The 11,381-nt window shown below is 70.8% G+C and carries 9 protein-coding genes and 1 pseudogene; 3 read left to right on the forward strand and 7 right to left on the reverse strand.

The features are described 5' to 3' along the window. Positions 1-135: 135 nt before the first annotated feature. Positions 136-1,875, forward strand: coding sequence for an ATP-binding protein (locus tag DWB77_RS10020; RefSeq protein WP_120720918.1), 1,740 nt, complete (start codon positions 136-138; stop codon positions 1,873-1,875). Further along, on the forward strand, positions 1,872-2,549 hold the full coding sequence (locus DWB77_RS10025) for a DUF7342 family protein (RefSeq protein ID WP_120720919.1): 678 nt from the start codon (positions 1,872-1,874) through the stop codon (positions 2,547-2,549). Before DWB77_RS10020 ends, DWB77_RS10025 begins: the two co-directional genes overlap by 4 nt. Before the next feature lie 34 nt (positions 2,550-2,583). Here DWB77_RS10025 and DWB77_RS10030 read toward each other — a convergent pair whose 3' ends face one another. The 6 genes and pseudogenes from DWB77_RS10030 to DWB77_RS10055 form a co-directional block, all read right to left on the reverse strand. Further along, on the reverse strand, positions 2,584-4,179 hold the full coding sequence (locus DWB77_RS10030) for a solute symporter family protein (RefSeq protein WP_120727610.1): 1,596 nt from the start codon (positions 4,177-4,179) through the stop codon (positions 2,584-2,586). A 263-nt stretch (positions 4,180-4,442) separates the two neighbouring features. Continuing rightward, positions 4,443-4,925 (reverse strand): annotated as a pseudogene (locus DWB77_RS38825) (DUF485 domain-containing protein); the annotation flags it as partial. A 118-nt stretch (positions 4,926-5,043) separates the two neighbouring features. Next, positions 5,044-5,742, reverse strand: coding sequence for a response regulator transcription factor (locus tag DWB77_RS10040; RefSeq protein WP_120720921.1), 699 nt, complete (start codon positions 5,740-5,742; stop codon positions 5,044-5,046). Further along, positions 5,739-6,929 carry a sensor histidine kinase gene (locus DWB77_RS10045; RefSeq protein ID WP_120720922.1) on the reverse strand — a complete coding sequence of 397 codons (1,191 nt, stop codon included), beginning with the start codon at positions 6,927-6,929 and terminating at the stop codon, positions 5,739-5,741. The genes DWB77_RS10040 and DWB77_RS10045 overlap by 4 nt, the downstream gene beginning before the upstream one ends. Further along, positions 6,926-7,441, reverse strand: a complete 516-nt coding sequence (locus DWB77_RS10050) for a CcdC protein domain-containing protein (RefSeq protein WP_120720923.1) — start codon at positions 7,439-7,441, stop codon at positions 6,926-6,928. The genes DWB77_RS10045 and DWB77_RS10050 overlap by 4 nt, the downstream gene beginning before the upstream one ends. A 178-nt stretch (positions 7,442-7,619) precedes the next feature. Next, positions 7,620-9,737, reverse strand: a complete 2,118-nt coding sequence (locus tag DWB77_RS10055) for a DNA gyrase/topoisomerase IV subunit B (protein ID WP_120720924.1) — start codon at positions 9,735-9,737, stop codon at positions 7,620-7,622. Positions 9,738-10,171: 434 nt separating this feature from the next. Between DWB77_RS10055 and DWB77_RS10060 the strand changes: the two genes are divergently transcribed. Further along, positions 10,172-10,402, forward strand: coding sequence for a DUF7455 domain-containing protein (locus tag DWB77_RS10060; RefSeq protein WP_120720925.1), 231 nt, complete (start codon positions 10,172-10,174; stop codon positions 10,400-10,402). 115 nt (positions 10,403-10,517) lie between these two features. Here DWB77_RS10060 and DWB77_RS10065 read toward each other — a convergent pair whose 3' ends face one another. Next, entirely contained in the window at positions 10,518-11,339 is an 822-nt protein-coding gene (locus DWB77_RS10065; protein WP_120720926.1) for a serine protease, read from the reverse strand. Positions 11,340-11,381: the final 42 nt, after the last annotated feature.

Below are 11,381 nucleotides of genomic sequence, written 5' to 3' on the forward strand. Positions count from 1 at the left end.
GCGGGTGGCCCCCGGGGAGCCGGCTGTGCTGCCCGTCACGGGCGAGTGGCTGGTCCCGGGAAAGGGCCGCGAAGACCGTGCCGCGATCCCCCGGGGATTTCGGGATGCGTACCGGGCCGTCTAACGTGCCTGTCCATGACCGCCCCACCGACCAGCACCGCCGCGCGACGGCGGCGCCTGGGCTGGCCGCGGCGGGTGTTCTCCCAGGTCCTGCTCATGCAACTGGCGGTCGCTGCCGGAGTCGCCGTGCTCGCCACCGGCCTCTTCCTGGCCCCGCTCAGCGCCCAGCTCGACGACCAGGCCATGCGGCGCGCGCTGGCCATCGCCTCGGCCACCGCCGCCCAGCCGCGCGTCGTCGAGGACCTGCTCGCCTCCCGGCCGTCCGCCGCGGGTCCGGTCCAGGGCGAGGCGGAACGGATCCGGCGGGCGACGGGCGCCGAGTACGTGGTGGTCATGGACACGCGAGGAGTGCGCTGGTCGCACCCCGACCCCAAGGAGCTGGGCCGGGTGGTGTCCACCGACCCCGGCGACGTCCTCGCGGGCCATGACGTCATGGAGATCGACAGCGGCACCCTGGGCCGCTCGGCCCGCGGCAAGGTCCCGCTGCGCACACCGGACGGCACGATCGTCGGCGCCGTCTCGGTGGGCATCGAGTACGACAGCGTGCGGGCCCGGCTCCTCAGCGCGATCCCCGGCCTGCTCGCCTACGCGGGCGGAGCGCTGGCGGTGGGCGCGCTCGCCGCCTACCTGATCGCCCGGCGCATCCATAAACAGACCCGTGACCTGGCGTTCTCCGACATCTCCGGGCTGCTGGCGGAGCGCGAGGCAATGCTGCACTCCATCCGCGAAGGCGTGGTGGCGCTCGACCCCGACGGCCGGATCAGGCTCCTCAACGACGAGGCGCAGCGTCTGCTGGGCGTCGGCCCCGAGGCGGGCGGCCGGGCCCTGGAGGAGGTCCTCGGCGCGGGCCGGACGACCGAGGTGCTCAGCGGCCGGGTCGAGGGCACCGACCTCTTGACCGTGCGCGGTCAGCGCGTCCTGGTCGCCAACCGGATGCCGACGCAGGACGGGGGCGCGGTGGCCACCCTGCGCGACCGCACCGAGCTGGAGCGTCTGGGCCGCGAGCTGGATTCGACGCGCGGCCTGATCGACGCCCTCCGCGCCCAGGACCACGAGCACGCCAACCGGCTGCACACCCTGTTGGGACTGCTCGAACTGGAACTGTACGAGGAGGCCGTCGAGTACGTCACCGAGGTCGTCGGGGTGCACCGCACCACCGCCGAGCAGCTCACCGAGAAGGTCAGGGACCCGCTGCTCGCCGCGGTCCTGGTCGGCAAGGCGACGGTCGCCGCGGAACGCGCGGTGGCCCTGAGCCTGTCCCCCGCCACCTGGCTGCCCGACCGGCTCGTCGACCCCCGCGGCCTGGTCACGGTCACCGGCAACCTCATCGACAACGCGCTCGATGCGACGGCCGGCTCGCCCGGCGCAGCGGTCGAGGTCGAGCTCCGCGCGCGGGGGCGGACCGTGGTGGTGCGGGTCCGCGACAACGGGCCGGGCGTTCCCGCTGACCGGCGCCAACTGGTCTTCACCGAGGGCTGGACGACCAAGGAGCCCCCCGCCCACGGCCAACGGGGCCTCGGCCTCGCCCTGGTCGGCCGTTTCGCGGAGCGCATGGGCGGCAGCGCTCGCGTCGGTACGGGGCCGCTGGGCGGGGCGGAGTTCACCGTCGTACTGCCCGACGCGTTGAGCGAGGCCCTGGGCAAGCGTCGCGAAGGTGAAGCCGTGGGTGAGCCTGGGAGCGAGGTTCTGGGCGAGCCCGGGAGGGGCGGCGGGTCTGATCCGGACCGGAGCAGGAAGAGGGAGGAGGCACCGTGATCGACGTACTGGTCGTGGACGACGACCCCCGCGTCGCCGACATCAATGCCGCGTACACCCGGAAAGTTCCCGGATTCCGGGTGGTCGCGCAGGCGCATTCGGCCGCGGAGGCGCTCGCGAGGATCGCCGAGCACCCGGTGGACCTGGTGCTGCTCGATCACCATCTCCCGGACGAGAACGGTCTGACCTTCGTACGAGAGCTGCGCAGGCTGGGCCACCAGACCGACGTGATCATGGTGACGGCCGCCCGGGACGTCGCCACGGTGCAGGCGGCAATGCGCCAGGGCGCACTCCAGTACCTGGTGAAACCCTTCAACTTCGCCGGTCTGCGCGCCAAGTTGGAGGCGTACGCGGTGCTGCGCCGCACCCTGGACGGCGGCGGCGAGGCCGAACAGGCGGAGGTGGACCGGATCTTCGGGGCGCTGTCCGTCCCCGCCGAACCCGACCTCCCCAAGGGCCACTCCCCCACCACGGCCGACCTGTTGCGCCGCGTCCTGAAGGAGGCCGAGGGTCCGCTCTCGGCCCAGGAGATCGCCGAGCGGGCCGGCGTGAGCCGCCAGACCGCCCAGCGTTATCTGAAACTCCTGGAGCGTGCCGGCCGCGTACGCCTGGGCCTGCGCTACGGCGAAACCGGCCGCCCGGAGCACCGCTACGAGTGGGCCGCGTCGTTGTAGGACCGTAGGACGCGGCTCACACCGCCCCCGCCGCTCACACCGCCCCCGCCCCCGTGAGGGCCCGCACCTCCGCCTCCGCGTGCTTCGCCTCGTCCGGCAGGTCCGGGGAGGTCACCGTGCCGAGCCAGCCCGCGAGGAAGCCCAGGGGGATGGAGATGAGTCCGGGGTTCTGGAGCGGGAAGAACTGGAAGTCCACGTCGGGGAAGAGCGATTCGGGGCTGCCCGAGACCACCGGCGAGACCAGCACCAGAACCAGCGCCGGCACCAGGCCGCCGTACACCGACCACACCGCGCCCCGGGTGGTGAAGTTCCGCCAGAACAGCGAGTACAGCAACACCGGAAGGTTCGCGGAAGCGGCCACCGCGAAGGCCAGACCGACCAAGAAGGCCACGTTGAGGTCCCGGGCCAGCAGGCCGAGCCCGATGGCCACCGCGCCGATCCCCACCGAGGCGAACCGCGCGACCGTCACCTCGCTGCGCTGCTTCGCGTGCCGGCGCCGCAGCGAGGCGTACAGGTCGTGCGCGACGGACGCCGAGGAGGCGAGGGTGATGCCCGCGACCACCGCGAGGATCGTGGCGAAGGCGACGGCGGCGACCACGGCGAAGAGAACCGTTCCCCCGGTGGACCCCGCGCCGCCGCCCAGGTCGTAGGCGAGCAGCGCGACGGCGGTGTTCCCGGCGGGGTTGGACGCCTTGACCGCGTCCGAGCCGACCAGCGCGGCCGCGCCGAAGCCCAGCACGATCGTCATCAGATAGAAGCCGCCGATGAGGCCGATGGACCAGACCACCGAGCGGCGGGCCGCCCGCGCGGTCGGCACGGTGTAGAAGCGCGACAGGATGTGCGGCAGTCCGGCCGTGCCGAGGACCAGGGCGAGCCCCAGGCTGATGAAGTCGAACCGAGCCGTCCAGTCCCCGCCGTATTTGAGGCCGGGTGCGAGGAACTCCTTCGGGTGGCCGCTGTGTTGGGCCGCCGAGTTCAGCAGCAGATTGATGTCGCCGTGAAAGCGCAGCAGCACCAGGACGGTGAGGGTGATGGTGCCCGCCATGAGCAGGACGGCCTTCACGATCTGGATCCAGGTGGTGGCCCGCATCCCGCCGAGGGACACATAGACCACCATCAGGGCGCCGACCCCGATGACGGTCCAGTTGCGCGCGGCGTCGCTGGTGCCGCCGAGCAGCAGGGCGACCAGGCTGCCCGCGCCGACCATCTGCGCCACCAGATAGAGAACGGACACGGTGACCGAGGAAGTTCCCGCCGCGATCCGCACCGGACGTTCGTTCATCCGGGCCGCGACCACGTCGGCCAGCGTGAACTTGCCGCAGTTGCGCACCAGTTCGGCGACCAGGAGCAGCACCACCAGCCAGGCGACGAGGAAGCCGACCGAATACAGCATCCCGTCGTAGCCGAACAGCGCGATGAGACCGGAGATGCCGAGGAAGGAGGCGGCCGACATGTAGTCGCCCGCGATGGCAAAACCATTCTCCATGGGCGAGAAGAGTCGGCCGCCGGTATAGAACTCCTCGGCGGAGCCGTGTCGGTTGCGGCTCACCCAGGTGGTGATGGCGAGCGTCGCCGCCACGAACGCGCTGAACAGCAGCAGCGCCAGAGTCTGATGGTCCCCGCCGACGATCACCTGTTGGTCTCCCGTGTCGTTCCCTGTCCGTCGTTGTACCGGGCTCCACGCCCCGGTTCGCCCGGCCGGTCGTACGTGCCGCCGTCCCTGCTGTGGTCGCTTTGGTCGCGGAGGTCGCCATGGTCGCGGCGGCCGCTGTGGTCACTGTGGTCGCTGTAACTGCCTTGACTGCGCCAGTCGTTCGAGTTGGGCTGACCGTTCAGTCCGGCGTTGGCGCTCCACCCGGGTCGGCCGTTCAGGCCGGAACGGTGGTCCGGGGTGTTCCGGCTCTTCCGGTGCTGCTGGTTCTGCTCGAAGACGACCCAGCGCAACTCCAGTGCGGCCCGGTCCCGCCGCAGCCGCGCGTGCCGCGCGTAGGCCCAGGTCAGCAGGAAGGTGGACAGGAACTGGGCCAGCCCGGCGACCATCGCCACGTTCACCGCGCCGACGACCGGGCGGGACATGAAACCGGGCGCGCTGACCGCGGTGATCACATAGGCGAGATACCAGCCGAAGAAGGCGACAGCCGCCGGGACGACGAAGCGGTGGTACCGGCGGCGCACCTCCTGGAACGCCGCGCTGCGATGCACCTCGAGGTAGATCTCGGCCGGGCTGAGGCGTTCGTCCTCGTCGGCGCGGTGCTGGGCGGGCACGGCCACGGGCGCCGGCCCGCCGTCCACTTCGCCCCAGCCCGAGGCCAAGGCGTCATACCAGGGGTCGTCGATCCGCGCCGCCGCGGGATCGCACCCCTCCTGCTTCTCCACCGAACAACTCTCCTTGCCCACGGCCCCGTTCGGCCGCGTGCCCAAGGATGGGCAGAACGGACATGCCTTGGGCTCCGCTATGCCCCCGACTTCACCCCATTAGGTGATGGGGGCATCGTCACGCACCGGAGTCGCCGGGAGGCCGGGACAGCCCGTGCCGGTAGGCGTACCGCATGGCCTGGACCCGGTCCCGCGCCCCCGTCTTGCCGAAAATGTTGTTGATGTGGGTCTTCACGGTGGCCGTCGAGATGTGCAGGGCTCGCGAGATCTCGGGGTTGGACATTCCTTCGGCGACCAGGCCGAGCACCTCGCCCTCGCGCGCGGTGAGCCCGTCCGGGAGCTCGGCCGGCGCGACGGGGGCGGGATCGGGCGCCGTCACGCGTTCCAGGAGGCGGCGCTGGACGGAGGGGGCGAGCCCGGCCTGCCCGGCGAGCACGTCCTGTATCGACCTGACGATCTCGTCGCCGCCGGCGTCCTTGGTGAGATAGCCGCGGGCCCCGGCCCGCAGGGCGGGAAAGAGCGAGTCGTCGTCCGCGTACGTCGTGAGGATCACCACCTCCGTGCCGGGGTGCTCGGAGCGGATGCGGCGGGTCGCCTCGACGCCGTCGCAGCGCGGCATCCTCAGGTCCATCAGGACGACGTCCGGGGCCAGTTGGGCCGTGAGGGCGACCGCCTCCTCGCCGTCCCGTGCCGAGCCGATGACCTCGACGCCGGGCAGCAGCCCCAGCAGCATCACGATGCCCTCGCGCACCACGGACTGGTCGTCGGCCACGACCACCTTGATCGTCCCCCGCGCCGCGGCCGCGCTCCCGTTCATGCGGGCACCCTCAGTCTCACCACGAAGCCCTCCTCCTCCGGCCCGGCCTCCAATGTCCCGCCGAGCAGTTCGGCACGTTCCCTCATCCCCAACAGACCGTATCCGCAGCCACTGACAGTGAGCTCCCCCGCCCGCTCACGGGCGCCCGAGTCCCTTACTTCCAGGGCCACTTCGTCCGCCAGATACTCAAGGCGGACGGCGACGGCCGCACCCGGCGCGTGCTTGCGCACATTGGTCAGCGCCTCCTGCGCCACCCTCCGTACGGTTTGCGACGCCTCCGCCCGCAGCGGCCTGCGCTCGCCCTCGACCTGGACCCGGGCCCCCGCGGCGAGCCCGTCCCCCGCTCCCGGTCCCTCGATCAGGGTGTGCAGGAAATCCTCCACCGGGCTCATCTCGCCGCGCAGCGCGGACAGCGCCTGTCGGGTCTCGGCGAGCCCTTCTCGGGCCATGCCCCGGGCGGCCACCACCCGTTCCAGAACGGTGTCCCGGAACTCTCCGGGCGGCTCCCGCTCGATCAGCAGCCGCGCCGCCTCCAGGTGCACCAGCTGCGCCGAGAGGCTGTGCGCCAGCACGTCGTGGATCTCGCGGGCGATCCTGGCCCGTTCGTCCAGCGCCGCCGACTCCGCCTCGGCGGCCCGCGCCGCCCGCTCCTGGGCCAGGAGCCGCTGGGCGGTGCCGCGTGCCTCGGCGTCGAGTCGCAGCACATACCCGGCGAGTCCAAGCCCGGCCACGGTCACCGCCGCGGTGAGCCAGTTGTCGTCGCCCGCCACGGTGTAGGCGCCCAGCGCGACGGCCGTGCACGGCACGGCGGCCGCCAGCGGAAGCCGCTCCAGCGCGGTCACCGCGCAGCCGCACCACAGCACGAGCGCCAGCACCGGCCAGCCCGCCGCCCGGGCACCGGCCGCGGCCCCCATCACCAGGAGCAGCGAGGCCACCGACGGCCAGAGCCGGTGCTCGTAGGTGAGGCGGAAGAACACGCGGGCCAGCAGGACACACCCCACCACCAGGCCGAACCCCGCCACCCAGGCCCAACCGCCGGCCGCACGGTCTTTGCTGAAGGTGGACCAGAGCAGGGCGCCGAACACCAGGGCCCTGATGCCCCAGGCGAGATTGCGTCGGGCGCGGGTCAGGCCGACGCGGGAGAGGGCTTCCCGCGATGGCCAACCGAGCCAGGTCTCCTGGGTCACACGCGGTCCTTCCACACCTGCCGGGCGGGGCTTTCGGCAGCCACACCGTACGACGCCGGAGCCGACCCGGTCCGCCACATCAGGAGGGCGCCGCGGACGAGCAGGGAGGCGGCGAGGGCGAGCAGGAGGGCGCCGGTGCCCAGGTGGATCCCGGCGAGGGCGCCGAGCCCCGCGAGCCCCACCCGAACGACGATGCCCAGGACCCAGATGCCGGCGGTGGCCTTGGTGCCGCGGGACCACGTGGTGCCGTCGGGCTCGGTCCATATCGTCGATGTGCAGGCCCAGCCGACGCCCATGAGCAGGCCGATCAGGACTTCCGCGCCGAGCAGGACGGTCGACGCCACCTGGTGGTGCTGGTCCACCAGGCCGCCGTCGCGCACCGAGAAGAAGACCAGCAGCGCGGGCACCAGCCACCAGCGGCCGCCGCCGTTCACCTGCTGCGGCTTGAGCTGGCGGACCAGTATCAGCGCCACCACCGCGACGGCTACCAGCACATTGAAAAGCGCGGACATCGAAGCCTCCGGACGACGGGACGGAAAGTCTGTACGTCCAAGACGCTACGGAAACAGCCTGGTCAGAGGCATCGGCGCAGGGGTGGAGCGAGGGTGGAAGTTCCGTCTCCACCCAGGGGTGGAGACGACGGACGCCGGCCCCCACGAGCTCGGGGGGCCGGCGTCCGTCAGGCCGGGATCACGCGTCGATGCGCGAGCGGTCCAGTGTGGCGGCGGAGCTGGTGATGAACTCCTTGCGAGGCGCCACCTCGTTGCCCATCAGCAGGTCGAAGACCTGCTCGGAGGCTTCCAGATCACCGATGTTGATCCGGCGCAGGGTACGGAAGCGCGGATCCATCGTGGTCTCCGCGAGCTGGTCGGCATCCATCTCACCGAGGCCCTTGTAGCGCTGGATGGTGTCCTTGTAGCGGATGTTCTTGCGCTGGAACTCCAGCAGGGTGCTGCGCAGTTCGTTGTCCGAGTACGTGTAGACGTACTTGTCCTGGCCCTTCTTGGGCTGGACCAGCTCGATGCGGTGCAGCGGCGGCACCGCCGCGAAGACCCTCCCCGCCTCGACCATCGGACGCATGTACCGCTGGAACAGCGTCAGCAGCAGGATCCGGATGTGCGCGCCGTCGACATCGGCGTCGACCAGCAGCACGATCTTGCCGTAGCGGGCCGCGTCGATGTCGAAGGTGCGACCCGATCCGGCCCCTATGACCTGGATGATCGCGCCGCACTCGGCGTTCTTCAGCATGTCGGAGACCGACGCCTTCTGAACGTTGAGGATCTTGCCGCGGATCGGGAGCAGGGCCTGGAACTCGGAGTTCCGGGCGAGTTTGGCGGTGCCCAGGGCCGAGTCGCCCTCGACGATGAACAGTTCGCTGCGCTCCACGTCGTCGCTGCGGCAGTCGGCCAGCTTCGCCGGCAGCGAGGAGGACTCGAGCGCCGTTTTGCGGCGCTGCGCCTCCTTGTGCTGGCGGGCCGCGATCCGCGTCCGCGCAGCCGCGACGATCTTTTCGAGGACGGCCCTGGCCTGCGCCTTCGCATCCCGCTTGGTGGACGTCAGGAACTCCTTGAGCTCCTTGGCGACCACATGCGCGACGATCCGGTTGGCCGCCGAGGTGCCCAGAACCTCCTTGGTCTGGCCCTCGAACTGCGGCTCGGCGAGCCGGACCGTGACGACCGCGGTGAGGCCTTCGAGGGCGTCGTCCTTGACCACGTCGTCCTCGGCGACCCGCAGCATCTTCGCGGAGCGGAGCACTTCGTTGACGGTCTTGGTGACCGCCCGCTCGAAGCCGCTGACGTGGGTGCCGCCCTTGGGGGTGGCGATGATGTTCACGAACGACTTGAGGTTGGTGTCGTATCCGGTGCCCCAGCGCAGCGCGATGTCCACGCCCAGTTCCCGGGTGACCTCGGTCGGCGTCATGTGACCGCGGTCGTCGAGGACCGGCACGGTCTCCTTGAACGTGCCCGACCCCGTGAGGCGCAGTACGTCGTTGACGGCCTTGTCCTGCGCCAGGTACTCGCAGAACTCGCTGATGCCGCCGTCGAAGCGGAACGTCTCCTCGGTCTTGCCCTCGCCGTCCAGGCCCCGCTCGTCGCGCACGACGATGGTCAGGCCCGGCACCAGGAACGCGGTCTGGCGGGCCCGCTGGTAGAGCGTCTCCAGGGAGAGCTTGGCGTCCTTGAGGAAGATCTGGCGGTCGGCCCAGTAGCGGATGCGCGTTCCCGTACGGCCCTTGGGCACGCGCTTGCCCTTGAGCAGCCCGTTGCCCGGGTCGAAGGGCGCGTCGGGACCCTGTTCGGTGAAGATGCCGGGGACGCCGCGGCGGAAGCTGATCGCGTGGGTGGTGCCCCGGTCCACCTCGACGTCCAGGCGGGCGGAGAGGGCGTTCACGACGGAGGCGCCCACGCCGTGCAGGCCGCCGGAGGCCGCGTAGGAGCCGCCGCCGAACTTGCCTCCGGCGTGCAGCTTGGTCATCACGACCTCGACGCCCGAGAGCCCGGTCTTGGGCTCGACGTCGACGGGGATGCCCCGGCCGTTGTCCCGCACCTCGACGGAGGCGTCGTCGTGCAGGATCACCTCGATGTGGTCGCAGTGGCCACCCAGGGCCTCGTCGACGGAGTTGTCGATGATTTCCCAGAGGCAGTGCATCAGGCCGCGGCTGTCCGTGGACCCGATGTACATGCCGGGTCGCTTACGGACGGCTTCGAGGCCTTCGAGTACGAGCAGATGCCGAGCGGTGTAGTTGGAGCCGTCGCGGTCTGCCCCGCTCAGCAGCGCAGTGGACGGAACGGACGTCTCGGCGGTCACGCAGTTCGCTCCTCGCTGAATTTCAATTGCGCCCCCGGTGGGTAAGGGGTCGGCGTCGGTCGCCGGTCAGAGGGTACCGAGGCCTGGTAGAGCCGTTGTAACGCCACCCTCGCGAATCCTCATGCTAGTCCAGCGTCGCAAACATGTTCGATCCCCCGCAGGGGTGATGCGGATGTCACGTTCCCATTCAGGCATGAACCATTTAGGCTCCGGGCACGTCCTCATGAACAACCGGCAACCCCGCCGGGAGGGCCAAACGAGACAAGCAACGCGAAACCCGTAAAGCTCCGCAATACGGCTCATTCGCCGCCAACCGGCAGCAGACAGCCACCTTGACCAAGAACTTTCGAGGAAAAGCCACGAGCGGGAACGTTTTCGGCCTGGTTGGATGTTGACCCTGGTACGACAGCTCGTCGAGCTAGAGAAGAGGCGACGTGACTACTGTTCTGACCCCCGCGAGCCCCCTGACGGCCGCCGACCGTTGCGACCGCTGCGGCGCACAGGCCTACCTTCGCGTAGTCCTCACCAGCGGCGGCGAACTGCTCTTCTGCGCTCATCACGGACGCAAGTTCGAGCCGGAACTGAAGAAGATCGCCGCTGACATACAGGACGAGACGGACCGCCTCACCGCGGTGCCCGAGTCCGCAGGCGACGAGGACCACTGAGACCTCGGATCCGACGAGCCAGGGCCGGTCCAGGACCGGCGACGGGCGGTCACTCCCCGTGCAGGGGGAGTGACCGCCCGTTCTCATGTCCGCGTCCGCCGGACACCGCCGACCGTCAGCCGGCCGCCACAGCGGTCCACGGCACGGCCGCGACCCGGGTGTAGACGCCCGGGTAATCCGGTAGGGCACAGCCGTTCCCCCAGGACACCAGGCCGATGAGTTTCCCTCCGGCCACCAGCGGCCCCCCGCTGTCGCCCTGGCAAGCGTCGTGGCCGCCCTTGGGATCGCCTGCGCACAGCATGGTGGACGCCTCGTACGGCTCATCCGATTTCGGCGGGTAGGCGCGCTCACAGGACGCGTCGGACAGCACGGTGACCGGGCCCGCGTGCAGGGTCGTCGGGTAGTTGCCCCTGCCCGAGGTGTCGCCCCAGCCGTAGATCATGGCCCGGGTGCCCGCCTGGTACCCGGGGTCGCCCGCCGCGGCCACCGGGATCGGCGTCGTGGTGGCGGGCAGCTCGGTGGCCAGGGTCAGCACCGCCAGGTCGCCCGCGTTGGTCGTCGGGTTGTAGCCGGGATTGGTCCGCGCGCTCTTCACGGCGACCTCCTGGCCCTCGGTGGACCGCAGCTCGGTGCGGCCCACGATCACCTTGAGGTCGGACACCTTGGCCACGTCCATGCCCAGCACCTCGGGGCGCAGACAGTGCGCCGCCGTCAGCACCTGCGTTGCCGAGACCACCACTCCCCCGCAGAACTGGCCCGCCCGCGTACCTCCGAATCGGGCACGGCTGGACAGCGCCACCACCCAGGGACTCTCCGAGACCTTGATCTCGTTGCCGCCGATGACGACCTCGTCGGCGGCCGCGGGCGGCGGCGTCGCCAGTGCGGTGACCGCAAGGGCGGCCACCCCGGAGGCGGCTCGGGCGATGAAGCGGCGCATACGGTCTCCTGACTCTTGGTGACACAGGCACACCCAGCGTCA

The sequence above is a fragment of the Streptomyces hundungensis genome (genome assembly GCF_003627815.1).
Lineage (GTDB): Bacteria > Actinomycetota > Actinomycetes > Streptomycetales > Streptomycetaceae > Streptomyces > Streptomyces hundungensis_A.